A 26,623-nucleotide genomic window follows, 5' to 3' on the forward strand; every position below is an offset into this window, starting at 1 on the left:
TTTTTAAGAATGACTGGAAAAGCCTTTAACTTAGTTTGAGGACATTGCGACTTTAATTTTTTCCATCGCATTTTTTTCTAACTGACGAATACGTTCAGCAGATACATTATATTCTGCCGCCAATTCATGCAGCGTCGACTTTTCGTCATCTAACCAGCGACGTTGTAAGATATTCCGTGAACGGTCATCCAACTGATCCATGGCTTCATGTAAAGCTGAAGTGCTTTGTTCTTCGTAATCTTCATCTTCAGCTAAACGCGCAGGATCGTAACGGTTATCTTCGAGATAAAGGGCAGGAGCGACATGGGTCGAACCTTCATCGTCGTCATCACCTTGAGCTTCAAAGGCAGCATCATAAGCGGTTAAACGGCCTTCCATTTCCAAGACTTGTTCAGGTGTTACATTTAAGTCATTGGCAATCGACTGTGCTTCAGCCAAAGTTAATTTTTTAGATGACTTTTTTAAGCTACGTAAATTAAAGAATAATTTACGCTGCGCTTTAGTGGTCGCAATTTTGACAATACGCCAGTTACGAATCACATATTCATGAATTTCTGCTTTAATCCAATGCACAGCAAAAGATACGAGACGTACGCCCATGTTTGGGTCAAAACGTTTTACCGCTTTCATTAAGCCCAAGTTACCTTCTTGAATCAGGTCACCTTGTGGCAAGCCGTAGCCTGCATAGCTACGTGCGATATGTACAACAAAACGAAGATGTGACATCACAAGCATTTTAGCTGCGTCTAAATCTTGGTCATAATAATAACGTTCGGCCAGCTCTTTTTCTTGTTCGGCCGATAAAATTGGAATCTGATTAACAGTACTAATATAAGCACCAAGATTCACCCCAGGTGCCGATAATGACAGGGGCATCAATTGATTGCTGCTGTCACTCATGTTTTCTCCTTGAGAATTAAAATGGGTAAGCCCAATAACTAAGATTCATCTTAATCCAATATTTCCGTAAATTATGGAAAATTGGGTATAGAAATGTAAACTTTTATTCAATTGTGAAGTAATTTAGTTTAACTGAATCTTTTTAAGATTCAATCAAGTAATGAAACTCAGAATCGGAAATTTTGCGCATTTCACAGTTTAACTGATGTATTTGACAGTATCGTGATACATCTTGTTGGCTGTGCGGATCGGATGACTTTAACAATAAAGATTGGTCTGGACTTTTCTTTAAAGCTTTTTTGAGCATCAATAGTGGCATCGGGCAGGGTTTACCCATTGCATCTACAGTTAAAAGCGAATTTTGGCTGTCACTCACGAAGCAGATCCAACATGTTTACATTTCAATGGAAATATTAGCAAATACAGTGCCAAATCCCAACCTAAAATAGGTAAAAATCCTTTGTGATTTATAACTTAAACGATGTGAAAAAATAAGAATATTCAAAAGGAAAATAGATCAAAAAAATCTATTAATTGCGGTAAACCCGTGTTAAGCTCGTTGCGTTGTTAAGATTTTTGTTGGCTGTGAAGCCTCTTAACTCTTGATATATTTGGATGTAACCGGGATTTTGTTGATAGTTTTACAGAATGATTACAAGCTTAGAAATAAAAATATTTTTTTTAACCTTGTTTGGTCTGCTGTTTGCAACACCGGGTGGTCCTTCTTTTTTAAATACGATAAGGATTAACTTATGACAGCTCGTGAACAAGGCGTTGTTAAATGGTTCAACGACACTAAAGGCTTTGGCTTTATTCAACGTAACGGCGGCGACGACGTATTCGTTCATTTCCGCGCAATTATGGGCGAAGGCCACCGTTCACTTCGTGACGGCCAACGCGTAGAATTCAGCGTTGTTAAAGGTCAAAAAGGCTTCCAAGCTGAAGAAGTACAACCTTTAGACTAATCGTCTGAATGTACTCAAAAACGCTCCAATGTAAATTGGGGCGTTTTTTGTTTATAATGCTTCAGCAATTTTGTGATTATTCAATTAGGGCACATCTATATGTCATCAGGTTTTGAAACCTTAAATTTACATCCGAACCTTAAAAAAGCCATTGATGCTTTAGGTTTTAAGGATATGACGCCTATTCAGCAAAAGGTTTTAAAATTTACATTGGCTGGACATGACGCTATTGGTCGTGCTCAAACTGGTACTGGTAAGACTGCGGCTTTCTTGGTCAGTGTGATCAATGACTTGTTGAATAATCCAATTAAGGAACAGCGTTATCGTGGTGAACCGCGTGCATTGATTCTTGCACCAACGCGCGAACTTGCTTTGCAAATTGAAAGTGATGCAAAAGAATTAGTGAAATACACTGATCTCAATGTCATGACTTTGCTCGGTGGGGTAGATTTTGATAAGCAAAAAAATCTATTAAATCGTAATTTTGTCGACATTATGGTGGCGACACCGGGTCGCTTAATTGACTTTGTTGAACAAAAAGAAGTTTGGCTCGATCAAATAGAATTTTTAGTGATTGATGAAGCTGACCGTTTATTAGATATGGGCTTTATCCCATCTGTAAAACGTATCGTGCGCTTTTCACCACGTAAAGAACAACGACAAACTTTGATGTTCTCTGCAACATTTAGTTATGACGTTTTAAATTTGGCACAGCAATGGTTGTTTGAACCAGTAACTGTTGAAATTGAACCTGAGAAAAAAACTAATGCAGATGTAGAGCAACGTGTCTACATGGTGGCGAAGTCTGATAAATATAAATTGCTGGAAGACATCTTACGTGATGAACCAATTGAAAAAGTTATGATCTTTGCCAATCGTCGTGATCAAGTGCGTAAACTTTATGATCATCTCAAAAAAGACGGTTATAAAGTGGTGATGTTGTCAGGTGAAATCGCTCAAGATAAGCGTTTGAAAATGCTTGATCAGTTCAAAAATGGTCAACATAACATCATGATTGCAACAGACGTTGCGGGCCGTGGTATCCATGTCGATGGTGTTTCTCATGTAGTGAACTTCACACTTCCTGAACAGTCGGATGATTATGTACACCGTATCGGTCGTACAGGTCGTGCGGGTACTCGTGGTGTGAGTATTAGTTTCTTGTCTGAAGATGATGCTTTTTCACTGCCTGAAATTGAAAAAGCCATTGGTCAAAAATTACCTTTAACCCGTTTAGACGGTTATTGCTAATTTTGCTTCTAAAAAGCCTGCAGATTTGCAGGCTTTTTTATTTCATGTCGACTATTTCATTTTGAGTTAATGACAAAACAAAATCACAGACTAGCGTTTTAGTTTGCACGGCAACTAAAGGTTAGTACGGTTTGGTAATCATCATCTTTGCTGATGCTACCGCTATTTCCAGTAATGGTGCCAAGTACGCCAGCCGCCGCCTGAATCATTTGACCTGTCTTTTCATCGACCACGCCTTTTAAAACTCCATTGTATTCTTGCTTTTCATCCACCACGACAGGGGTCGCATTTTTACCACAGGTACTATTTGCAGCTGCAATTGCATTATTTTTTGCCGCTAAACTGGTTTTACCTACGGCAGTCACTTCATATTGATTATTTGGTTTTTGAATCGCTAAAGATTTTGTTGGCGTAGATGTACATGCAGCTAAAAGCACAGTTGCGCTTAGCGTGCTAACAATGGCAACAGTTTTGTTGAATTTTTTCATGCGGTGCCCCGAGTTAGAAACAATTTGATTTATTTGAACATAAAATTTCTTATAGAACAGGGAACTGCTGTACAAGTTATGCGGTTTTTTTATAGTAAATCTGTGAATAAAGCTGACTTAACAAATAAGCACCGAGTCTGATGTAAACATTCTAGAGTAAGTTATTGAGAATATGCTAATCTTGAGCAAACGTTTTAAAGTACAGTGTATAGATGTCAATTCTAAAATCAGCAGTTGATACAGTTCATCAAAATATTCATCAGCGTCAGTCGATTGGTCATTTAATTGAACCTGCGCCGAATGCTGAGCAATTGGAAAATGCGTTTCAAGCCGCTTTAACGGCGCCAGATCATCATCGTCTTAAGCCTACGCGTTTCGTGATTATTCCTGAAACTGAACGTGAAGCATTTGGTGAGTTGCTTTCACATGCTTTAGCCGATACTGGACAAACAGAAGAAGCGCAGTTGGAACGTGTGAAACACCATCCATTTCGTGCGCCACTATTGGTTTTGGCTTTAACTCAATTACAAGATCATCCCAAAGTTCCGCATTTCGAACAAATTTTAAGTTCAGGCGCAGCAGTACAAAACTTTTTGCTCTCTTTACAAGCACAGGGCTTTTCAACTATGTGGCGTAGTGGGGCGGTGGTTGAATCTAAATTGTTTAAACAAGCCTTGGGTTTAACGGAAAACGATTTGATTTCAGGCATTATTTATATCGGTACAGCTGTGAAAGCAATTCCACCTCGTGCTGAAATACAGTCTGCTGACTTTGTAAGCCATTGGCATAAAGCAAACCAATAAAAGTGAAAAATAGATCGATTGATGAAGTTCGATCAGTAAAGAAATTAGGATAAAAGAACAATGTCAGAACTTGATTTTGCAAGTCTTGTTAGCCCTGTGTCAGTTGACCAAAAAACTGCACTACGTGTTACGGTGTTGGGTGGTGGGAGTTTTGGTACTGCGATGGCCAATACCGCAGTACGTAATGGCTGTGACACCATGATATGGATTCGTGATGAGGCGGTAGCTGCGGACATCAATGCAACACATATCAATAAACGTTACTTGCCAGATTTTCAATTAGAAGCCGGTTTGCTTGCTGTTTCAGATTTAGAAAAAGCAGTATGTAATCGTGACATTATTTTAGTGGCTATTCCGAGCCATTCTTTCCGTAGTGTTTTACAGCAGATCAAACCTTTTATCACCTCACAAGCAGTGGTGTCTTTAACCAAAGGTATTGAAGCCAATACCTTTAGTTTTATGAGCGATATTATTCGTGAAGAACTTCCTGAAGTCCCTTATGGTGTACTTTCAGGGCCAAACTTGGCGAAGGAAATTGTTGCGGGACAGCCTGCGGGAACAGTGATCGCAAGCCAATCTGAGCTGGTTCGTTATGCAGTTCAACAAGCGCTACACAGTGCTTTATTCCGTGTATTTGCAAGTGACGATGTGCATGGCGTGGAATTGGGCGGTGCTCTGAAAAATATCTATGCAGTCGCGATGGGTCTGGCTGCGGCTTATGGTGTCGGTGAAAATACTAAGAGCATGATTTTGACACGTGCTTTGGCCGAAATGAGCCGCTTTGCTGTGAAATTAGGGGCAAACCCATTAACATTCCTAGGTCTGTCTGGTGTCGGTGACTTATTTGCAACTTGTAGTAGTCCGCTCAGTCGTAATTACCAGGTTGGTTTTGCACTGGGCAGTGGTAAAAGCTTAGAACAAGCCACCAAAGAACTGGGACAAACTGCGGAAGGGATTAATACCATTGTGCAAGTACGCGCACGCTCTGAAGAGCTCGGTGTATATATGCCAATTACCAGTGCATTGTACGAAGTGATTTTTGAAGGTGCGCCGGCACTGAATATTGCATTGTCATTGATGAAAAATGGCCATCGTAGTGATGTTGAATTTGTCTTACCACATCAGCAAGTTTAAGTTTGCAGATTAATATGTAATACACATAGATTTGTCATACTGGCTGTATATAATGTGCGGAATAGAATAAGGAAATTTTATGCAACTGACATTAGTTAGGCATGGCGAAGCTGCTCCGCCAGTAATGGGGAATGATGAAAAGCGTCCTTTAACAGCGCGCGGACAAACTCAAGCGGCAGAAACTGCAGCATATTTGAAAGATATAATTCAACCAGACGTTTTTGTGGTGAGTCCGCTACTGCGGGCGCAGCAAACACTTTCATCTTTGCAAAAACATTTTCCACATGTGCCTGTGGTTATTTGTAATGCCATCAAACCGGAAGATGATGCCAAAGTTGCAGTGGAATGGTTGTCACATTTACCGTATGAGTCTATTGTGGTGGTGTGCCATATGAACGTTGTGGCACATATGGCCAGTGTTTTAGTCTCAGAATATTTTAATCCCTATGCTTTGGCAGAAGCGCGTATTTATGAACAAGCGGTCATTGCTCCAGGGTTATCGACTCAAATTAAAACGTTTATACCATCAACATAAAAACCAATTAAAACGGCAGAAAAATTAATGTTGTATTTATGGATGCCCGAAGCCAATGGGGTTTGGCAATGGTCAGAAGGGGATTTCTGGAAGCAGTCATCGACACTTGAACAATTGATTCAGGAAATTCAGCCACATGCGGGAAAGGAAGCGGTTGTTTTCTTTCCAAGTCGTGATGTACAAATCATTCAGCAAAATTTTCCAAAAAACCAATATAAAAAACTTGGCCCAGACGGCGTAAAATATTTACTTGAGGAATATGTCATTTTGCCTTTAGATGCAATGAAAGTATTGCATCATTTTCAAAGTCCGGATGAATTAACGGTCATGGGGATTGCGCATAGTACAGTTGAAACGATGCAGCATGCTTTGACGCTAATTCCTGTAAAAGTCATTTCGTTATTACCTGACTTTTTGGTCTTGCCAAGCCCAGAAGCTGGGCAACATGTTTTGGCAAATGTCAGCGGTCATTTATTGGTCCGAAATAGTGAATTTGTCGGTCAGTCTGTTGATGATTTGGCATTGTATTTAGATTATCAAATTGGTCAGCCGAACTATAAGATTTCAAATCTAAGTTCAGATCAGACGCATAGTCTTGAAGCCGCTGTAACGCATGATCACATTGAATCTTTTCATTATGAATTACCCAATATAAAAAAACCGAAACAACATCCACTCAATGTTTTGCCGAAAGCCAAAGCCAATACGGGTGTGAGTGGCTATTGGAAAGCATGTGCAGCTGTTTTGGTTGCGGCTCTAATTACTCAGTTTAGTTATGATGCAGTTCGCTGGTATCAATACAAAAAAGTGGCCAATATCACTGCGGCACAAGCGATTGATCAGTTTAAATATTGGTTTGGTCAAAGCTATCCTGTCACTGAACAAACGCTGAAAAGCCAGTTCGAATCACAATTGCGTCAGAGTCAAACGGGCAATGCACAGGCTTTGTCTTTACTGAGCCGTGTTGGTCCTGTTCTAATGCAAAACCAAATTTCTGCAAATCGTGTGAGTTATGAAGCCTCGATGTTAAATATGGAGCTAAAAGCCAATTCGGCAGAAGTACTACAAACCCTAACCAATCAATTAAAACAACAAGGTTTTAAAGTCGAATTAGGGAATATTCAACCAAGTGCCAACGGCGCGATTGGATTGGTGAAAATACAATAATGACAAAAATGGAAAACTTACAGCAACGAATAGATGGGCAAATTGAGCGCATCACTGATTATTTAGACCAGCTTTCTACTCGTGAACGAGTCATGGTGATCTTTACCACGATTTTTGTTGTATTGGCAGCGATTGGTTCGGCACTGTTTTATATGAACAAAGCTGCAAATTTTCAACAAAAGCGCGTGAATGAACTTAAGGATACTGTTGTTTGGATGCAAAGTAATGCCGTCACGATGAAACCAGCAGGTGATACACAACTGAGCGCGTTGGAAAAAGTTCAGCGTGTATCGCAACAACAGGGCTTGTCAGTAGCATCTCAACAAGTCGGCGAGCAAATACAGATTGCTGTGATGCATGAAAATTATGCAATTCTGGCCAATTTTTTGACGCAATTAGTTCAAATGGGCTTAAGTATTGAAAAGATGGAATTAAGTTCTGAAGCAGGACAGGTTAAATTAACAGCGAGTGTACAATAATCGGTAAAAATAAAGATCTGCTAAGCATGGTGTTTTATCTGTGCTGTGCCTATAATATGCCGACTTAAAAAGCAGTAGACTTTTATAGATATGTTGTATTCTCTAGCCCGCCCTTTGTTGTTTACTTTAGCACCAGAGCGTGCACATGAGCTGACATTATCGCTGTTGAAATCTTCTCACAAGATGGGAATGATGCGTCAAAACGTGGCGTCTAAACCAGTGACATGTATGGGAATCGAATTTCCTAATCCTGTTGGTTTAGCAGCCGGTCTTGATAAAAACGGTGCTTATATCGATGCGCTGGCGAGCCAGGGCTTCGGCTTTATTGAAATTGGTACAATTACACCACTTCCACAATCAGGTAACCCTGAACCGCGTTTATTTCGTTTACCGAAAGCAAAAGCCATTATTAACCGTATGGGTTTTAACAACGATGGCGTGGATCAGTTGATCGAAAATGTCAAAGCTGCAAAATTTAAGGGTGTACTTGGGATCAATATCGGTAAAAATGCAGTCACACCTGTTGAAAAAGCAGTTGACGATTATCTGATTTGTCTAGAAAAAGTTTATAACTACGCTTCGTATATTACGGTTAATATTTCATCTCCTAACACAAAAAATCTTCGCAGCTTACAAAGCGGTGATGCTTTGACTGAACTGTTAGAGACGCTCAAGAAACGTCAACTCGAATTGGCGGATGAAAATCAACATTATGTACCCTTAGTACTTAAAGTTGCACCAGATCTAGAACCTGAAGACATTAATTTTATTGCACAACAATTGTTAAAATTTAAAATTGATGGTCTGATTGTTACCAATACGACTTTGTCACGTGAAGGTGTTGAAGGCCTTCCATTTGGTGATGAAGCTGGTGGTCTATCTGGTGCGCCAGTCTTTGAAAAAAGTACGGCATGTTTGGCTGCTTTTGCTAAAGTATTAAACGGTCAAATTCCATTGATCGGTGTAGGTGGTATTTTGTCAGGCGCAGATGCTGTTGCGAAACAAAAAGCAGGAGCAAGCCTTGTACAAGTGTATAGTGGCCTCATATATACAGGTCCGACACTTGTAAAAGACTGCGTAGACGCATTGTAAATATCATGAATACCATTGATATCTTTATACTGATTATTTTGCTCATTGGAGGGCTTAACGGTTTGCGTCAAGGATTTGTAAAAGCCTTTGCGAACTTCATTGGATGGATTCTTGCACTTGTCATTGCGGCAAAGTATGCAACCGTCCTTGCACCTTCGATGACATCTTTAAGTACAGATCCAGTGGTACAGAAGATTGCCGCGTTCGCATTTATTGTATTGTTGATTGTAGTCATGACTTGGGTCGCGACATGGTTATTGAACAGTATTTTGAAAACATTAAAGCTCGGTCCGTTAAATCGACTGGCAGGTGGTGTTTTTGGAAGCTTAAAAGGATTGTTGGTGGTGCTGATCACTATGCAGGGGCTAGGTCCTTGGGTAGAAAGTTCACCACATTGGAAACAATCTAAAATGGTTCAGTCATTATTGCCATATGCGCCTTGGGCAACCGAATTGTCCAAAGATGCTGCAAATCAAGCACTTCATCATATTCAGTCTGAAGATGCTCAGAAATCTTCAGACCTCCCATCTGAGTCGCAGAACAAGCACGGACGTTCTGGATCGGGTGAGTCAACAAATAATCCTTTTTATTAACCCTAGCTTGTCTGCGAGGTTGCTATGTGTGGAGTAGTTGGTATAGCTGGTAAATCACCTGTTAACCAAATGTTGTTTGATGCGTTAACGATGTTACAACATCGTGGACAGGATGCAGCCGGGATCGTAACTTGTCAGGATGGTCGTTTATTCCTGCGTAAAGATACGGGTATGGTGCGTGATGTGTTCCACACACGTCATATGCGTGCATTACAGGGTAATTATGGTATTGGCCATGTTCGTTACCCAACTGCTGGTTCTTCAAGCAGTGCTGAAGCTCAGCCATTCTATGTAAACTCACCTTATGGCATCACGCTTGCACATAATGGTAACTTAACTAATGCTGCTGAAATTCATGATGACTTGTTCAAGACTGACTTACGTCATATGAACACCGATTCAGACTCAGAAGTATTATTAAACGTATTTGCTCACGAATTGCAAAAACGCGCAAAACTTACACCAAGCGCTGAAGATGTATTCCACGTGGTTTCACGTGTGCATGAACGTTGCAAAGGTGGTTATGCGGTTGTTGCTATGATCACCGGTCAAGGCCTTGTGGGTTTTCGTGATCCAAATGGTATTCGTCCATTAATTTACGGTTCTCGTGAAACTGAAAATGGTATGGAATATATCATTGCGTCTGAATCTGTCGCAATTACAGCGCTTGGCTTTAAAGTTGAGCGCGATATTGCACCGGGTGAAGCAATTTATATTACTGCTGATGGCGTGATGTCGACCAAGCAGTGTGCAGTAGCCCCTGAATATCGTCCTTGTATCTTTGAATACGTATATTTTGCGCGTCCAGATGCAACCATTGACGGTATTTCAGTTTACAAAGCACGTTTGAAAATGGGCGAAAAACTTGCTCAGAAAATTCTACGTGAATGGGGTGATGAGCACGATATCGATGTCGTGATCCCAATTCCTGATACTTCACGTACTTCGGCGCTAGAGCTTGCAAATACTTTAGGTGTGAAATTCCGTGAGGGCTTCATGAAGAACCGTTATATCGGTCGTACCTTCATTATGCCGGGTCAGCAACTTCGTAAAAAATCTGTGCGTCAAAAGCTCAACCCTGTAGAGCTAGAGTTCCAAGGCAAAAACGTACTATTGGTCGATGACTCGATTGTACGTGGTACGACTTGTAATGAAATCATTCAAATGGCGCGTGATGCGGGTGCGAAAAAAGTATTCTTTGCATCTGCTGCACCGATGGTGAAATATCCAAACGTGTACGGTATTGACATGCCAGCCAAATCTGAACTGATTGCGTCTGAACGTAGCGTTGAAGAAATTCGTGAAATTATTGGCGCTGATCGCCTAATTTTCCAAGACTTGGAAGATCTGAAATCTGCAGTACGCACCAAGAAAGTCCCTGAGTTACAAGACTTTGATTGCTCAGTATTTGATGGTAAATATGTGGCAGGCGGTATTGATGCTGAATATTTGGCAGCATTAGAGCGTAAACGTAATGACTCTGCAAAAAATGAAAAGCCAGCTTATATCGATGTCAACATTGATGCAGCTTCTGTGGATTTAACAGGTGTTCGCGAAGAATAATCTGCTGAAAACATACTGAAAAAGCGGGAATTTCCCGCTTTTTTCATTTATGATGAGCAAACAAAAGACAATGTAGCTTAAGGGTATTACATTGAGAAGTGTGGGTTATGATTTTATAAAAAACAAGAATATGTTTTGGCCTGTCACCATGTGTATGGCGGCAGTGTTTTTGACCGTCGCAATTATTAATGTAATTGTCGGTTTAATTGTGGATTATTATGATTCCACTCAGTCTATCTATTGGCATGTTCTTAGCCCATTTTTAGTGGCTGCTGTACTGCTGATTATGTTGGTTTCAGTTCTCTATGATTTTTACACCTTTCGCTTAGGTGGTTATTCACTTGCTAAACAGTTAGGTGCGCGTCGTCTGAGTCTGATAGAAAGTATTCCTGAAGAGAGTGTTGCACTGCGTATGACAGAGCAGTTAGCAGATACCTTTCTAATCGATACTCCTGCACTTTATGTCTTACCCGATGAAGTAGGTGTAAATGCGCTCACCGCAGGTTTTAGCCCTCGAGATACATCGATCATTTTAACCTGGGGTGCCTTACAAACCTTAGATGAGATGGAAATGTATGGTTTGTTGAGCCATGAGTTTAATAAAATCTTGTCGGGGGAAGCTGCGGAAAATACCCGTTTGAAAATCTTATATAGCGGGTTGACGACCTTTAGTCAGTGGGGCAGTAAAATTGCAAAACGTGGCTTCTATAAAAATGGACAAGCACGGGACAATAAGTTTGAAACCCTTTTTGTTGCGATTGGCGCAGTTATTTGGTTGATCGGTAGTTTAGGTGTTTTGATTTCCCGCTTTATTAAATATATCTCTTTGGGTTCTCGAACCTATCGTAATGACCAGAAAACTAAACGTCTGATTCAAAATGATGCCAATATTCAAACCTTATTAAGGATTTATGTGCATCATTCAGGTTCGCAAATTCATAGTGAATATGCGGAATCGATTTCTCATATGTGTTTTGCAAACTCACTCAGTCCGCAAAACTGGATGAATATTCACCCAAGTATTGAACAGCGTATTTTTGAATTAAATCCGGCGCTCATTCATGACCTGCAACTAGAAAATTTAAAAAAACTGCGAAACCAGCCGCTATTTTATTTATTCCGTTCACTAGAAGAAGCTAGTCCAGATGTTGCAACACCATGGAACTCGCCGCAACCATTACCTTTACTGCGCTTGTCACCGATTAGTTTTGCGATACGAGATGCAATTAAACCGTTGAACCCCGAGATTCGTGAAAATTGGCAGCGGCCTGAATTGATCCAACGTGCCTTGCAAACAGCAACGGGTTCGCGTGAGGTGATGGTTGCTATTTTAATGATTCGTCAGTATCGAGAGTTTATTCCGACTGAAGCTGAAGTGAGTCGTGCGATTGTGGATGCCTTATTGAATCTTGATGGTCGTGTGCATATCTCCATTTTTCATGAGGCATGTAAAAATATTGGCACTATGCCTGCGACGATTTCACGGCAGTTCTTAACCAAGCTGGCCAAAATTATTCAAGAAGATGGTGAAATTGGTTTGCTCGATGCCTTACTACTTGAAACAGTGAAATATGAGTTAAATCTGTTGCCTGCACATACACCTACATCTTTAGAAGATGTAAAACCGAGTATTGTGCGTTTGATTGATGCCTTGTTGCATGTGCAACAAATTAACAGTGATAACCAACTCGAAGTGCGTGAAAAAATCCTCAATCGAATCTTAACGAAAGAAGAACTAGAGTTCTATCGCGATATATCTGATGAGCCAATTGATTTGGCTGAAATCCTAAATGATATTTCTGGGCTGCTGCTGCGTGAGCGGTTAAGCATTCTTGGGGTTGCTGAAATATGTTTATGGAATGATCGAATTATCACGCAAGATGAGTTGGATGTTTTGCAGCTACTATATTGGCGTATTGGATTTGAATCAGCTGAGATAGTTGAACTAATGCAAAAGAAAAATAGTTTAATGATCGTATAATTATTTATAGCGGCTTGATTTATGAATAAATTGTTTAATTTTAAGTCAAAAGTAGTCTGAGCAAGTCTACAGAATCTTTAAAGAAATAGTATGATCTAATTGATTTATAAAAGTTCAGCAAAACAGCGTGAATCCCGTTAGAATATCAAGCCTTGAATAGGTGAAAATGAAAGCATGATTGGGCATCAGCGAAGCATAATGGAGGCAATGGGAATTGATATATGGATTCCTCAGGCAGCACCGTGTCAGCAATTTAGCTCAAATATTTGGCGAGATCAGGCGGCTCCTGAAATAGTCTCTGAAATCCTACTCAAAAATGCGCCTCAGCCAACGCCTGTTCCATCACAGACTGAGCTTAAAAAAAACGTTGATGTTGTTGTAAATCAACCTGTAGAAGCACCAAAAGATGAACCAAAGGTTGTTCAAACTGTTGAAGTTCGTCCAATTGTTCAAATCCCTTCGTTTAACTTAGAAGCCATCTGTTTAATGTACTGTGTCATTGTTATTGATGCCACCGAATTAACGGCAGAGCAGCAAGTTTTGTGGAGCAATATTCAGCGCGCAGTCAGTGCAGATTTTTTTGCCTTACAGTGGCCTTTTGGTTGGGTGAATTTGCAAGATGGTCGTGGTGCAGCATCTTATGTACAGGGTTTTATCGATGCGATGAGCTTGGATAAAAATGTCATTTGCCTAGGCGATATTCCGCATTTAGAGCATGCGAAGGTGTATCCATTGGCATCTTTACAGCAAATGATTGAACAGCCTTTATTGAAAAAACGCCTATGGCAATTTATGCAAAACAAGGCAGGACAAAATACTTAAATTACGTAAATGGAAAATTTATGCAAAAAAAAGTAGTGGTTTTTAGTCAAATAGATCAAGAAATAATTCAACGTTTAGAACAGCAATTTAAAGTTTTCCAAATTAGTCCTAAATTGGGTGATGTGAATCAGCAAATTCTTGAGCATTCAAGAGATGCTGACGCCATGATTGGTGCAGGACGTTTGTTGAATGCCTCAAATTTAGCCCATGCATCACAATTAAAAGTCATCTCAAGTGTAAGTGTAGGTTATGACAACTATGATCTAGCATTTTTAAATCAAAAAAATATCTGGTTGAGTCATACACCACATGTGTTGACGGAAACTACAGCAGATTTAGCATTTACCTTATTGATGAGTGCGGCACGTAAAGTGCCTGTATTGGATCAATGGACCAAACAAGGGCAGTGGAAGCGTACAGTGGGCCCTGAGCAATTTGGCATGGATGTCTTTGCTAAAACTATTGGTATTATTGGCTTAGGACATATTGGTGCAGCCATTGGGCGTCGTGCTCGCTACGGCTTTAATATGAATGTACTCTATCATAATCGCCGAGAAAAAATTGAATTGGCTGAATCGTTATCAGCGCAATATTGCGATTTGGATGATTTGTTGCAACGTGCTGACTTTGTGGTCGTTGCAGTGGATTTAAATGCAGAATCGAAAGCTTTAATTGGTGAACGTGAGTTGGCCTTGATGCAATCGCATGCGGTATTGGTCAATATTTCACGCGGTTCAGTGATTGATGAAGCCGCTTTAATCGATGCATTAAGTCGTGGTCAAATTTTTGCAGCAGGCTTAGATGTGTATGAGCAAGAGCCACTTCAAGAATCGCCATTATTTACATTAGCCAATGTCGTGACATTACCCCATGTGGGTTCAGCAACAGCGGCAACCCGTAAACGTATGGCAGAGTTGGCTTATCAAAATCTAGTGGATGTTTTGGTACATGAGCGTGCGCCACGCTATGTGGTCAATCCAAAATTTGAATAAACAATCACAACAGTTTTCTCCATAATTCACCAAAATTCAATGCTATATTCGATGAAGTACGAATATGAAATTTAGAGAATAGACTTTGAAAAAGATTTTACTGGCATGTGGTCTCGGGCTTTGTTCGACATTGGCGCAGACGCAGTCCGTAGATTTTAGTTCATCCCCACAATTTTCTGTGCCTGAAATTGGTAGTGGCGTCGGCTTGTTGGATCAACAAAAAGAACGTGCCATTGGCGAGAAGGTGTATCGTGAGGTGCATCGTCAACTTCCTGTGACTGAAAATCCGTGGATGGAAGATCGTCTTTTATCTGTCTTTACGCATATTTTGAGCCAAACCCAACTCAACCAACCGGTCGGATTGTTATTAATTAATGATCCACAAATTAATGCTTTTGCTGTACCAGGTGGCTTGTTTGCATTAAATGCGGGATTAATTAATTCAGCACGTAATATGGATGAAGTGGCAGGGGTGATGGCACATGAAATTGCACATGTATCACAACGTCATTACAGTCGTTCACAAGAAGCCTTTAAAGGGCAAGGTTTATTGTCACTAGCCGGTATCTTGGTCGGAGCCTTGGTGGCCTCACAGGCAGATGGTGATGTAGGTGCGGCTGTAATGATGGGTTCACAAGCCGCTTTGATGGATAAACAGCTAACCTATAGCCGCAATCAAGAACGTGAAGCAGACCGCATCGGGATGCAGTATATGTACCGTGCTGGATACAATCCACAGAGCATGGCTGACTTCTTTGAAGTGATGCATCGCTCTACGAGTCGAGTGAGCTTTCTGCCTGATTTTTGGTTGACGCATCCTTTAACCACGGAGCGTATGAGCGAAGCGCGCTTACGTGCCAATCAGTTGCCTCAAGTTAAAACTAGTTTGGTTGATCAAGATTTTGAAATTCTGCGCTGGTATAGTCGAGTATTGTCAGGTCAGGCGACTGAATTGCAATTAAATGCGATGGTGGCGCAAAAGAATTATGCAGCTGAGTTGGCTTTGGTGAGCTTGCATATTAAGCAAGGTGACTTTACTGCTGCTCAAAAGTTATTAAATGAAGCAGCAAAACAAAATGCATCGCATGCACTTTTTACTATTTTACAGACAGATGTGCTGTTGGGCCAAAATAAAGCGGCTGAAGCCGTGAACGCTGTAAAAAGTTCGGCAATCATCATGCCTGAAAATCGTGCATTAAATTATAAATATGCAGAGGCTTTGATTCGAAACAAAGAATATGCGCAAGCACAACTGATTCTACAGCGATTTTTACAAGCAAATCCACGCGACTTGAGTGGTTGGCGACTGATGTTGCAAATGGCTGATGCAGACAAAGATGCAAGCTTCCGTTCTGTCAATGTGCTGCGATATCGAGCTGAAGTAGAGTATTGGGGTGGGGATGAAGAACGCGCGATTAAATCTTTGCTACAGGCGCAGCGCATCGCCAAAGACTCGAAAAGTCTTGCTGCGAAAATCAAGCAACGTGTAGATGAAATGCAAAATGAACGGAAATTAAAAATATAAAGATTTCAACTGTGATGCACTTATCTATGTTGATTGTAAAGTGCAAATTGTAGTTTTAGTGGCTTGGATTAATCAGTGTAAAGTAGCTGGATGTAAAATGTTTATGATTAAGAACTTGCAAATGAAAAATATGATTTTGGCGGCCTGTCTGTTGGGCTTAGCAACGAATATTGCAGCAGCTAGCGCAGAACAATATGTGATTGCTGTGAATGATATTAACGAAAAATATAAAACCGATGTACGCCAATTTTTTAGTCAGTTAGACCCGCAGCAACAGGGATTTAAAGCAGACCAGCAAGTGAAATACTGCGGTATTGTTCAGACTTATGTGAATGATCTTTATCGTGCTGCAGACGAAAATCGTGCATTTTTAGATCGTGAGTACCGTAATATGAATAAGCAGGATGTGATTCAGCAGGTGATCGCATCAAAAGAGATGCAATTATTAAAAAAATATAATGTGCAATGTGCCCTAAATTAAAAATAAATTGATAAGCATTTTAAATCATCACGAGAAACTGAATAAAAATGAAACTCGATGATTTTGATATGAGTCATGGCAGAATCACGCTTCAGTTGATTCAGCGCCACGATGCAAAAGCACTTTATGAAGCGATTTGTCTAAGTATAGAGACCTTACGAATGTTTCCTGCAAGTTTGGCTTGGTCCTTACAAGAACCTAATTTAGATGCTTCATTGGCATTTTGTGATTCGAGAGTGTTGGCTGCGTTAAATCAGGAAAATTTTGTTTATGTGATTCGTGAGCAACAGTCGCATAACTTTTTAGGTGTTATGGATATACATCAAATCAATTGGATGGAAAACCAAGCTAACGTTGGATTTTGGGGAAATGTTGAATTTAAAGGGCAGGGTTTGATGACAGAAGCTTTGCAGTTATTTGTGGATCAATTATTGAATGATCTAGGATTTCAGCAATTAAACGCTTTTGTAGATGTAGAGAACAAGCAAGCACGACGTCTATGTGAACGAGCAAATTTTAAATTGATTGAAATCGAACAAGCTGCAATTCAAAATCCAGTAGATGGAAGTTGGCGAGATATTTGTAAGTATGAAATCGTTAGATAAGAAAGATAATTATAAATGATGAATGAATTTGAATTATTTTTGAATTTGGATAATTTGGCTATTTAAGTCATCAGCGTACTTAAATAGACCAAATCAAACAATATAGATGAAAGATTAAGAGAGTTTCGCTTTAATTTTAGCTGAAACTTGTGCAGGATCGGCACGTCCGGCTATGAGCGGACGTAGAGAGTTCATCACCTTACCCATATCTTTCATGCTAGTAGCTTCTTGCGCAGTAATTGTTTGCGCAATGATGGAATCAAGTTCTTCCTCAGTCATAGCTTCTGGTAGAAATTGAGATAACACCTCAATCTCGGCTTGTTCCTTACTAGCTAAATCATCTCGGTTTGCACCTAAAAAGGCTTTAACCGATTCTTTGCGTTGTTTGATTTGCTTTTCAATGACCGCAAGAACTTGCTTATCGTCAAGCTCTATGCGCTCATCGACTTCGATTTGCTTGATTGCTGCCTGTAGACTACGTATTACCGTTAACTTGTCCATTTCTTTAGCACGCATAGCGGCTTTTAAAACTTCAGTTATTTGGTTTTTTAAAGTAGTCATTTATCTTGTCCAAGTTAGTCAATCAATCACAAATTAATCTTAGTAAAGGCGAGTAGTACGTACTGATTCGCGAGCCAATTTCTTTTGGTAGCGTTTAACAGCAGCAGCTTTTTTACGTTTACGTTCTTGAGTTGGTTTTTCGTAGAATTCACGTTTACGAACGTCAGCAAGAACACCCGCTTTTTCGCATGAACGTTTGAAACGACGGATAGCTACGTCTACTGGTTCGCCTTCTTTCAATTTAACTTGTGGCATGAAGAATCCTCATTAAGTTATGGATAAGATCTCGGGTCGAATTACCCTTGATCACAAGTGAAGGTCAGTATTTTACTCATTTACATCTCATATCACAAGTCTATAATAGGTTTCGCAATATTTTGAAATGGGCAAAAGGCAGTTTAATGATCGTTTTAGGCTTGGAAACTTCGTGTGATGAAACAGGACTCGCACTCTACGATAGTGAGCAAGGATTACGCGGACAAGTATTGTATAGCCAAATCAAACTGCATGCAGAATATGGTGGTGTGGTACCTGAATTAGCTTCACGTGACCATGTGCGTAAGTTAATTCCGTTATTAAAACAACTGCTTGAAGAAAGTAAAGTTGATAAATCTGAAATTGATGCCATCGCATATACTCGCGGGCCGGGCTTGATGGGTGCATTAATGACAGGCGCATTGTTTGGTCGTACGTTGGCATTTGCACTGAATAAACCTGCAATTGGTGTACATCATATGGAAGGTCATATGTTGGCGCCGCTGTTGTCTAAAACTCCACCAGAATTTCCATTTGTGGCACTTTTAGTCTCTGGCGGACATACTCAATTGATGGCTGCTTATGGAATTGGTCAATATGAATTATTGGGTGAGTCGATTGATGATGCAGCAGGTGAGGCATTCGATAAAGTCGCTAAAATGATGGGTCTACCATACCCAGGTGGTCCAAATATTTCGAAATTGGCGATCAATGGCGACATCAATGCCTTTGAATTTCCACGTCCAATGCTACACCAAGGTTTAGATTTTTCATTTAGTGGTTTAAAAACTGCCGTTTCAGTTCAATTGAAAAAAGTTGAAGGCGAAGGTCGTGAGGCGGATATCGCTGCATCATTCCAAGAAGCGTTGGTTGATACATTGGTGAAAAAATCAGTGAAGGCCTTAAAACAAACTGGTTTAAAACGTTTAGTTATTGCCGGTGGTGTAAGTGCAAACAAGCGTTTACGTGAGCGCTTAGAAGCTGACTTGGCAAAAATCCGTGCAAATGTGTTTTATGCAGAACCTGCGCTGTGTACAGATAATGGTGCAATGATTGCGTTTGCAGGTTATCAGCGTCTTAAAGCGGGTCAGCATGATGGTTTGTCTGTTACAACTACACCGCGTTGGCCGATGACGGAATTAAGTAATCCAAACGAAGCGTAAAAATCGTTAAAAAAAGAACCGCATTTGCGGTTCTTTTTTTAATCTAAATTTGAAAATAACTGCGCGCTGCTGATTTTTCGCATAAATCCTGCACGTTTTAATGCCAATGTCACCATGTTGGTATTGCAAGATTGAATGCCTTCAAAATTACCAAGATCTTCTGTGATGAGTTTCCATAAATCACTTGAATCATTACATAGGACATGCCAGAAAAATTGTGAATCTCCACTAATGCCAAATAGGCAGCGTGTGTTTTTAAGTTCAGACAAGGTCTTGGCAATATGATTTGCTGCATCTGGACGAGCTTTAATCAAAATAATCGCTTCGGACTTATAGCCCATCAAACTGGGTTCTACATCGACACGAATGTTGAAAATGCCTTCTTCCAATAAATCATTCAATAATTTCTGAGTTTTATGTTCACTGAGTTCGATTTGCTCTGCCAAACTTTTAATAGATGAACGCCCATCAATAGACAGAGCATGAATCAGTTTTAACTCTATTTCAGTCAAACTTCTAAAATTGATGTTTTTATCGCTTGTACCTTCTAAAGCTTTGGGTTTGCTTGCCCAAGTAAATGGTTTTAATACGGCTTGGGTTTCTACGGTTTTAATATCCGGAATATGCGTAACAAAATCATGCATCCAAACAGAGAGATCGGCGGCCTTTTCTAATCCAATTTCAAGGAAAATATCGGCAAGTCCTGTGGTTAGAAAAACAATGCGTACCTCTGGACGGTTTGCAAAAAATTGCGCAACTTCTTTTTCCTTCCCAAATTTCACACTTATCCAGACATGAACGGTGTAACCCTTATTGGCAACCACAGGATTTAATTCAATTGCAGTTCGTATAACTTGGTCATCTAGCAATCTACCTAGACGTCGAGACAGCTTTTTTTCAGGGACATCACTAATCTGGCTCAGTTCTCGCCATGATCCTCTCGGATTGGAGATAAGAGCTTTGATGCATGCAGTATCGATTTCGTCGAAACTAAAAGATTCACTCATGATGATTGACTTGTCTAAAAACTAATTATAATCTAAATTTAAGTCTAGAAAATAAAATACAACCTGTATTTATGTCTAAATATTAAATGAGACGCTTATGGATGAGTCAAAAATGCAAAACTCAATTTCCACACAAGGAAATGTATCACAAAAGAAAGTTATTCTTGCAGGAACTGTAGGAAATGCTATTGAATGGTTCGATTGGACGATTTATGCAACTTTTGCAGTATTTTTCGCGAAACAATTTTTCCCTTCAGATGATCCAACTGCATCCTTGCTTGCGACCTTCGCAATTTTTGCTGTAGGTTTCTTCATGCGCCCATTAGGTGGAATCGTATTGGGTATCTTTTCTGACCTCTATGGTCGAAAAGCAGCTTTGGCCGCAACCATCATAATGATGGCAGGTGGTTCTTTGATGATAGGTCTTTCACCAACCTATGAATCAATTGGTATTTTTGCGCCGATTATTTTGGTATTAGCGCGATTACTTCAAGGTTTATCTTTGGGTGGTGAGTTCGCTTCAGCGGCAACTTATCTTTCAGAGATGGCACCAAAAAATAAACGCGGATTCTATTCGAGCTTTATGTTTTTTAGTTCAGCGATTGGTATTTTGATGGCCTCAGGTCTTGCTTGGGCTTTAACAAGTGCTTTAACTGAAACGCAAATGAGCGAATACGGATGGCGTATTCCGTTTATTTTGGGTGCGATTGGCGGCTTAGTGGGTATGTGGATTCGTAAATCAGTACCTGATAGTGAAATGACCCATAAAAAAGAATCAGTAAAAAATCCTTTGGTTGTACTGATTAAACGTCATCCGAAAGAAACGCTTCGTATTGTGGGTATTTCTATCTTAACAACATTTGCATTCTATATTTTTGTGGTCTATGTCCCGACCTATGCCATTAAAGTTTTAGGCGCAGAGCCACAAACAGCCTTTGCTGCAAATACTGTTGGCTTAATTATCTTTATGTTGTGTCAGCCTGTATTTGGCTGGCTATCAGACAAAATTGGTCGTAAACCGCAGTTGATCGTGTTTGCTGTGGGATATTTAGTGTTCTTTTATCCAATCATTAAATGGATGGATGGCACGTTTGCATCAATTTTATTGGTCGAGCTTTTCGGCTTGGTTTTATATGCTTTATATACCGCCATTGGCCCAGCTGTCATGTCTGAACAGTTTCCGACAGAAGTACGAGCTGTTGGCATTGGCGCACCCTACAACTTGATGGTGGCCTTACTCGGCGGCACAACACCGTATGTGCTAACTTGGCTACAAAGTATTGGTAAACAAGATTATTTCTACTTCATGGTATTGGTTGGCGCATTATTAACATTAATCACATTTATGAAAATGCCTGAAACGGCAGGAAAAGGTTTGGAAGATATAAAATGAATATTGTGAATTTATCTGCACTTGAGCTTGGTTGCCAGATTGCCTGCAAAAAGATAACTTCAGTAGAGACAGTTCAATTTTATATTGATCGAAACCAAACATTTAAACATCTAGATTGTATTTCGGAATTATTCGAAATCGAGGCTTTGCAACAGGCACAACATTTAGATGAGTTGCTTCAGCAAGGCACACGATTGAGTCCATTTCATGGTGTGCCAATTTTACTAAAGGATAATCTGGATGTAGCGGGTCATATCACCTATGCAGGTACGGTTTATTTAGATCAAAAAGCGCAAGCGAACTGTAAACTGGTTGATCAATTGCAAGATTTAGGTTTTGTGATTTTAGGTAAAACTAAAATGACCGAGTTGGCTTTTGGTTTGTCTGGTCAAAATCCAATGCAAGGCACACCTAAAAACCCGTGGGCAGAGCAGCAATTTGCACCGGGTGGATCATCTTCAGGTTCAGCGGTTGCTGTGGCTAGTGGTCTTAGTCCTATGGCCTTTGGCGGTGATACAGGTGGTTCGATTCGTACACCAGCAGCATTAAATGGCATATTTGGTTTTAAACCTTCAGCCCATAAAATTGCCGACACGGGTGCAGTACCTTTATCCAAAACTTTAGATACTCTAGGGCCTTTTGCACGATTTGCAGATGATATTAGCGCTTTAGTCAATGTATTGATGGATGTAGATGTTGGAGCGGCATCAAGTCAAAATGTAATTTATGCTTTAGATGAATCTGCATTTCCATATCCGCTTGAGCCTGAGGTATTAACCCTTTGGCGCGAAGGGCTAAAACGCATTGAATCATTGGGAATCGAAATTAAAAACTGGCAACCACCTGCACATTTCGATTTTCATGATTTATCGGACCGGACGTCTGACATTATTGCTTATGAAAGTTATTTATATCATGGCGATACAGCTGAAAATGCTGAAACACAGATGTGGGAATTAGTTCGTCAGCGTGTGCTACGCGGTAAGAGTATTTCACAGGAAAAATACGAGTCATTGATTGCAGAGCGAACTGAGTTTCAGCAGACATTTAAAGCTTCTTTAAATGGTCAATGTTTGCTGTTTCCAGTGAGCCCATTCCTTGCAGCTGTGTCAAGCTCAACGGATACCGAGTTTAGTCATGTGGGTGAATACACGCGTCCATTTAACTATTTAGATGCACCAAGTTATGCTTTTCCAATGACTCAAAGTGAAAGTGGACTGCCGATGGGTATTCAATTGGTTTCATATCAAGCCAATGATGTTAATGTGGTAAACACAGTGCAGAAAATTGCCAATGGTTTAGGTATTCGTTCTGTGCTTCCACCTATTTGTCAGAATTAAAGAATCATTTGTCATATTCAATAATAAAGAACCGCTATAGCGGTTCTTTTTTTATTTAGTTTTTTGGCTCTAGGCTTGTTTAAGTTGTTCTGACCCAATCCAATGCTTTGAAAACTGATAAGCAGCACGCCCTGAACGTTGCCCACGACCTTGACACCAACGCAGTGCTTCAGCACGAGCTTCATCTGTCCATGGCATTGCAGCTTTAGCCAAATAATGTTCAACAATTTCTAAATATAAATTTTGATCCATTGGATAAAAAGACAGCCACATCCCAAAGCGGTCAGAAAGAGATATTTTTTCTTCAATCGCTTCTTGTGGATGAAGCTCAGTATATTGAGGCACATCTACCTTGGTTACAGGTGTGTTTTCATGCATGAATTCAGGCAATAAATGACGACGGTTACTGGTAGCATAAATAATAAAATTACTTGAACCTGATTGTAATGAACCATCCAAAACACTTTTTAAGCTGCGATAGTTTTCATCTTCAGCATTGAATGCCAAATCATCACAATATACGATAAATTTTTCAGGGCGATGTTCAATCAACTTTTGGATTTCTGGCAAATCAGATAAATCATCACGCTCAATTTCAATTAAACGTAAACCTTGGTCTGCATAATGGGTGAGCAGAGCACGTACGATGGATGATTTACCTGTACCACGAGAGCCAGTGAGTAAAACATCATTGGCAGGTAAGCCTTTTAAAAACTGTAAAGTGTTTTGAATCACTTTTTCTTTTTGACGTTCAATTCCTTTTAAGTCTTCTAAATACATGACTTTGGGCTGTTTAATGGCCTTAAGCTGCTTATCTTGCCATTTGAAAGCGATACTCGAAAAATCGGGTGCTTGTTTAAGCTCAGGCAAACTGTGCTGTAGTTGTAAGAGTACAGTAGATAGCGATTGAAGGATGTTGTCAGGTAAATCAATTGTAGCCATGATAAGTCAGCTTGTCGTGTCTTGTTGTTGGTTGGTATATGACAGCAGTGTACATCAATAATGCAGTTATAATCGCCTAAATATGTCAAAGTTAAATGATTGTTCTGGCAGATCAGCGCTATTCGAATAACCAAAAAGTTGTTATAAATCTAGCTGAGTGAACAGTTTAAAGTGTGCTGAGGGATAGTCATGTTGTTTACAGGGTTTTCAAAAAGTATTAATCCACATCAGGCATATCGGATAAAAAAATTAAAGCGTCAGCTCGACCGTGCTGAATGTTATGAAGAATGGAAAGATATCGCACTTAAAATAGATGAAGAATCGGGTGCGCAAGAATGGAAATTCGATAATAGTTCACCGTATTTTGATGCAGAAATTATCACTCATCGTTTAGGGTTGCTGAGACGATATCGTGCTCAGAAACGTACTCGAGATTTGATGTACATTTTAAGTGAAGGTTTAACCTATGATGTGGGCAATATTGCCCATCCTTTGCTGTTTACAGAAGCCTACGTCGGCACCAAAAAAATTATTGAAGACTATGTTGATGAGGTGAGTCAAAGTTTGGCATTTATCGCATCTGAAGAATGCGTTTGTCTTGATGCTGCACAAAAAATTGAATTCTTTGAACAAAGCCAAAAAGCCTATGGTCAACCTGTTTTGATGTTTTCAGGCGGTTCAACTTTAGGTTTGTTTCATACCGGTGTGTGTAAAGCACTGATGGAACAAGATTTGATGCCAAAAGTTCTGTCTGGTTCCAGTGCTGGCGCAATTATGACCGGGATGTTGGGTGTATCTACACCGTCAGAATTTACCAATTTATTAAACGGACAAAATTTCTTTAGTGAGGCATTTCACTTTCGTAAATTGACTGAATTAGTGCAGGGTAATGGCGGTTTGGCAGATGTAAAATATCTGAAAAAGTTTTTGGTTGAAAACTTAGGTGACTTAACTTTTGCTGAAGCATATAAGCAATCTGGTCTGCATATCAATGTGGCAGTTGCGCCTTATGATGCATCACAAGATGCACGAATTATGAATGCGTATACATCACCCGATTTGTTGGTGTGGAGTGCAGTGTTGGCATCTTGTGCAGTGCCTATTCTATTTCCACCGGTACGACTGACCAGTAAGCGTTATGACGGGCAATTTACGCCATATATGTCGGCAACGCGTTGGGTGGATGGCAGTGTGCGCAGTGATTTCCCACAGGAGAAAATGGCGCGTTTGTATAATATTAATTATAGTATCGCTAGTCAGGTCAATCCGCATATTGTGCCGTTTATGCAGGATGATGCTTCACGCTTTCGTAAAAGCATGTTGAGTTGGCCTGAGCGGATCGTTCGTCGTCAAGGTAAGGTGATTAGTAAAGGGGTGATGGATTTCGCCCGTGAGCGCGCAGGAAGTATTCCACCGGTAAGACGGTTGCTTGATCATGGTTATGGCGTGGTGGATCAGCGTTACTATGGTGATGTCAATATTGTGGGGAAATATGGCTTAAGACACTATAGTTATATGTTGCAAAATCCTCGACCCTACCTGTTTAAAGTATTGCAACGTGAAGGTGAAAGAGCCACTTGGCCGAAGATTTCATTAATCGAAACGCAAGCCCGCATTGGTAAGACCATTCAGCATTGTTTGGAATTATTAAATTATCAAAATGAACCCAGTCAACGACATGCAGAATTTATTGCGGTTTAAATCCACAGATTTAGCGCAAACCATTTGCGAGCCAAAAACCAAAACCAAAAGTTTGGTTTTTGGCCGTCGTCTATATCAATTCAATCAACAACGTTATTGGCTCAAGGCGCAAGTCAGTGACAGCAGCCCTGAACATGTAGCTAGTTTTGATCGAGAAATTGAGCTGTACCAGCTATTCAATCAAGCGTCTACACAAAACAGTATCACGTTACCTTTTCAAGTGATAAAAGAGAAGCATCTCAGTATTCAGCAAGAGCCTATTGATCACTTATTAATACTGCCCAATGCTGAGACTTGGTTCTTACAGCCTGCATCGAGTTTGAGCATTGAGCAGGTGAGGCAAGTGCTATGGCAAGCAATCGATGTGGTTGAGCGATTAAGCTTGCACGGTTGGATACATGCAGATTTAAAACAAGAGCATTTTGTGAATTGGCAAGGGCAGTGCAGACTCATCGACTTTGAGCAAGCGCTACCGTTAGATTTTGACCAGCAAAATACCTTAACTGCGACACCACGTTATATGGCTCCAGAACTTTTCCATGGACAAGCAAAATCTTTGCACAGTGATATCTATGCGCTGGGGATTATTTTCTTGGAATGGCTGACATCACAGCGTTTAGAGGCGAAAAACTATGAAGATTGGGCCTATTTACATTGCCAACGCTTAAAGCTTGATCTGCCAATGCAATATCAAGGGTTTAATCAGCTATTGCAACACATGTTGATGAAGCAAAAAAATGACAGATTGGTGGATTTTTATCGCTTAAAAAGCGACTTAGTTGCTGAATTTGCTTAAGAAAAATACAAAAAAGGCACTATTGTTTTTTATTTAAACAAACAAGATGCTTTTTTATAAAAAAGGCTTGTCATGTAGGGGTGATCTCT

General features: G+C 40.1%; 28 protein-coding genes. 21 read left to right on the forward strand and 7 right to left on the reverse strand.

The features are described 5' to 3' along the window. Window positions 1-30: 30 nt before the first annotated feature. On the reverse strand, window positions 31-900 hold the full coding sequence (rpoH, locus tag FTU02_RS01155) for an RNA polymerase sigma factor RpoH (RefSeq protein ID WP_078188879.1): 870 nt from the start codon (window positions 898-900) through the stop codon (window positions 31-33). Window positions 901-1,042: 142 nt separating this feature from the next. Beyond that, window positions 1,043-1,237, reverse strand: a complete 195-nt coding sequence (locus FTU02_RS01160; RefSeq protein ID WP_078189214.1) for a sulfurtransferase TusA family protein — start codon at window positions 1,235-1,237, stop codon at window positions 1,043-1,045. Window positions 1,238-1,652: 415 nt separating this feature from the next. Between FTU02_RS01160 and FTU02_RS01165 the strand changes: the two genes are divergently transcribed. Together FTU02_RS01165 and rhlB are read left to right on the forward strand one after the other, a co-directional pair. Further along, window positions 1,653-1,865: a cold-shock protein gene (locus tag FTU02_RS01165; RefSeq protein WP_005014923.1), complete on the forward strand. Its 213-nt coding sequence runs from the start codon at window positions 1,653-1,655 to the stop codon at window positions 1,863-1,865. A 99-nt stretch (window positions 1,866-1,964) separates the two neighbouring features. After that, window positions 1,965-3,116, forward strand: a complete 1,152-nt coding sequence (gene rhlB, locus FTU02_RS01170; protein WP_180003018.1) for an ATP-dependent RNA helicase RhlB — start codon at window positions 1,965-1,967, stop codon at window positions 3,114-3,116. A gap of 98 nt (window positions 3,117-3,214) precedes the next feature. On the opposite strand, the gene FTU02_RS01175 is transcribed toward rhlB, so the two are convergent. Continuing rightward, on the reverse strand, window positions 3,215-3,604 hold the full coding sequence (locus tag FTU02_RS01175) for a hypothetical protein (RefSeq protein WP_078188876.1): 390 nt from the start codon (window positions 3,602-3,604) through the stop codon (window positions 3,215-3,217). A gap of 212 nt (window positions 3,605-3,816) precedes the next feature. Here FTU02_RS01175 and FTU02_RS01180 point away from each other — a divergent pair, with 212 nt between their 5' ends. The 14 genes from FTU02_RS01180 (at window position 3,817) to FTU02_RS01245 (ending at window position 17,376) form a co-directional block, all read left to right on the forward strand. After that, window positions 3,817-4,407 carry a nitroreductase family protein gene (locus FTU02_RS01180; RefSeq protein ID WP_171525909.1) on the forward strand — a complete coding sequence of 197 codons (591 nt, stop codon included), beginning with the start codon at window positions 3,817-3,819 and terminating at the stop codon, window positions 4,405-4,407. A 60-nt stretch (window positions 4,408-4,467) separates the two neighbouring features. Further along, window positions 4,468-5,541, forward strand: coding sequence for an NAD(P)H-dependent glycerol-3-phosphate dehydrogenase (locus FTU02_RS01185; protein WP_078188874.1), 1,074 nt, complete (start codon window positions 4,468-4,470; stop codon window positions 5,539-5,541). A 79-nt stretch (window positions 5,542-5,620) separates the two neighbouring features. Next, on the forward strand, window positions 5,621-6,076 hold the full coding sequence (locus FTU02_RS01190) for a histidine phosphatase family protein (protein WP_078193626.1): 456 nt from the start codon (window positions 5,621-5,623) through the stop codon (window positions 6,074-6,076). A 27-nt stretch (window positions 6,077-6,103) separates the two neighbouring features. After that, on the forward strand, window positions 6,104-7,243 hold the full coding sequence (gene gspL, locus FTU02_RS01195; protein WP_180155367.1) for a type II secretion system protein GspL: 1,140 nt from the start codon (window positions 6,104-6,106) through the stop codon (window positions 7,241-7,243). Then, on the forward strand, window positions 7,243-7,722 hold the full coding sequence (gene gspM / locus FTU02_RS01200; protein WP_180155369.1) for a type II secretion system protein GspM: 480 nt from the start codon (window positions 7,243-7,245) through the stop codon (window positions 7,720-7,722). Before gspL ends, gspM begins: the two co-directional genes overlap by 1 nt. Window positions 7,723-7,812: 90 nt before the next feature. Beyond that, window positions 7,813-8,814 (forward strand): quinone-dependent dihydroorotate dehydrogenase, encoded by a 1,002-nt coding sequence (locus FTU02_RS01205; RefSeq protein WP_078188867.1) that lies wholly within the window; start codon window positions 7,813-7,815, stop codon window positions 8,812-8,814. A 5-nt stretch (window positions 8,815-8,819) separates the two neighbouring features. Next, window positions 8,820-9,407, forward strand: a complete 588-nt coding sequence (locus FTU02_RS01210) for a CvpA family protein (protein WP_078188866.1) — start codon at window positions 8,820-8,822, stop codon at window positions 9,405-9,407. A gap of 24 nt (window positions 9,408-9,431) precedes the next feature. After that, complete coding sequence (gene purF, locus FTU02_RS01215; RefSeq protein ID WP_078193623.1) at window positions 9,432-10,970, forward strand: amidophosphoribosyltransferase; 1,539 nt, start codon at window positions 9,432-9,434, stop codon at window positions 10,968-10,970. 91 nt (window positions 10,971-11,061) lie between these two features. After that, the gene (locus FTU02_RS01220) at window positions 11,062-12,951 is read left to right on the forward strand and encodes a M48 family metalloprotease (protein ID WP_180155371.1); all 1,890 of its coding nucleotides are present in this window, start codon (window positions 11,062-11,064) and stop codon (window positions 12,949-12,951) included. Window positions 12,952-13,125: 174 nt separating this feature from the next. Beyond that, window positions 13,126-13,773, forward strand: coding sequence for a hypothetical protein (locus FTU02_RS01225; protein ID WP_180155373.1), 648 nt, complete (start codon window positions 13,126-13,128; stop codon window positions 13,771-13,773). Window positions 13,774-13,793: 20 nt separating this feature from the next. Next, window positions 13,794-14,765, forward strand: a complete 972-nt coding sequence (locus FTU02_RS01230; protein ID WP_180155376.1) for a D-glycerate dehydrogenase — start codon at window positions 13,794-13,796, stop codon at window positions 14,763-14,765. An 85-nt stretch (window positions 14,766-14,850) separates the two neighbouring features. Further along, window positions 14,851-16,290 (forward strand): M48 family metalloprotease, encoded by a 1,440-nt coding sequence (locus FTU02_RS01235; protein ID WP_180115232.1) that lies wholly within the window; start codon window positions 14,851-14,853, stop codon window positions 16,288-16,290. A gap of 121 nt (window positions 16,291-16,411) precedes the next feature. Continuing rightward, window positions 16,412-16,771, forward strand: a complete 360-nt coding sequence (locus tag FTU02_RS01240; RefSeq protein WP_111885700.1) for a hypothetical protein — start codon at window positions 16,412-16,414, stop codon at window positions 16,769-16,771. A 47-nt stretch (window positions 16,772-16,818) separates the two neighbouring features. Next, window positions 16,819-17,376, forward strand: coding sequence for a GNAT family N-acetyltransferase (locus FTU02_RS01245; protein ID WP_180155378.1), 558 nt, complete (start codon window positions 16,819-16,821; stop codon window positions 17,374-17,376). 114 nt (window positions 17,377-17,490) lie between these two features. Here FTU02_RS01245 and FTU02_RS01250 read toward each other — a convergent pair whose 3' ends face one another. Both FTU02_RS01250 and rpsU read right to left on the reverse strand, forming a co-directional pair. Then, window positions 17,491-17,937, reverse strand: coding sequence for a GatB/YqeY domain-containing protein (locus FTU02_RS01250; RefSeq protein WP_078193617.1), 447 nt, complete (start codon window positions 17,935-17,937; stop codon window positions 17,491-17,493). Between the two features lie 39 nt (window positions 17,938-17,976). Next, window positions 17,977-18,192, reverse strand: coding sequence for a 30S ribosomal protein S21 (gene rpsU, locus FTU02_RS01255; protein ID WP_001136722.1), 216 nt, complete (start codon window positions 18,190-18,192; stop codon window positions 17,977-17,979). A 146-nt stretch (window positions 18,193-18,338) separates the two neighbouring features. Here rpsU and tsaD point away from each other — a divergent pair, with 146 nt between their 5' ends. Continuing rightward, window positions 18,339-19,355, forward strand: a complete 1,017-nt coding sequence (gene tsaD / locus FTU02_RS01260; protein WP_078193616.1) for a tRNA (adenosine(37)-N6)-threonylcarbamoyltransferase complex transferase subunit TsaD — start codon at window positions 18,339-18,341, stop codon at window positions 19,353-19,355. A 38-nt stretch (window positions 19,356-19,393) separates the two neighbouring features. Here tsaD and FTU02_RS01265 read toward each other — a convergent pair whose 3' ends face one another. Then, window positions 19,394-20,362, reverse strand: a complete 969-nt coding sequence (locus FTU02_RS01265; protein ID WP_180155380.1) for an Lrp/AsnC family transcriptional regulator — start codon at window positions 20,360-20,362, stop codon at window positions 19,394-19,396. A gap of 97 nt (window positions 20,363-20,459) precedes the next feature. Here FTU02_RS01265 and FTU02_RS01270 point away from each other — a divergent pair, with 97 nt between their 5' ends. After that, a complete protein-coding gene (locus tag FTU02_RS01270; protein ID WP_180155382.1) occupies window positions 20,460-21,755 on the forward strand; it encodes an MFS transporter in 1,296 nt (431 codons plus the stop codon). Continuing rightward, a complete protein-coding gene (locus FTU02_RS01275) occupies window positions 21,752-23,095 on the forward strand; it encodes an amidase (RefSeq protein WP_180155384.1) in 1,344 nt (447 codons plus the stop codon). The genes FTU02_RS01270 and FTU02_RS01275 overlap by 4 nt, the downstream gene beginning before the upstream one ends. Window positions 23,096-23,164: 69 nt before the next feature. On the opposite strand, the gene FTU02_RS01280 is transcribed toward FTU02_RS01275, so the two are convergent. Further along, window positions 23,165-24,037 carry an ATP-binding protein gene (locus FTU02_RS01280; RefSeq protein ID WP_180155386.1) on the reverse strand — a complete coding sequence of 291 codons (873 nt, stop codon included), beginning with the start codon at window positions 24,035-24,037 and terminating at the stop codon, window positions 23,165-23,167. 189 nt (window positions 24,038-24,226) lie between these two features. Between FTU02_RS01280 and FTU02_RS01285 the strand changes: the two genes are divergently transcribed. Both FTU02_RS01285 and FTU02_RS01290 read left to right on the forward strand, forming a co-directional pair. Further along, entirely contained in the window at window positions 24,227-25,738 is a 1,512-nt protein-coding gene (locus tag FTU02_RS01285; RefSeq protein ID WP_180155388.1) for a DUF3336 domain-containing protein, read from the forward strand. Next, complete coding sequence (locus FTU02_RS01290) at window positions 25,716-26,534, forward strand: protein kinase (RefSeq protein WP_180155390.1); 819 nt, start codon at window positions 25,716-25,718, stop codon at window positions 26,532-26,534. Before FTU02_RS01285 ends, FTU02_RS01290 begins: the two co-directional genes overlap by 23 nt. Window positions 26,535-26,623: the final 89 nt, after the last annotated feature.

Origin of the sequence: Acinetobacter sp. YH12045 (assembly GCF_013419925.1) — a bacterium.
GTDB classification, from domain to species: Bacteria; Pseudomonadota; Gammaproteobacteria; order Pseudomonadales; family Moraxellaceae; genus Acinetobacter; species Acinetobacter amyesii.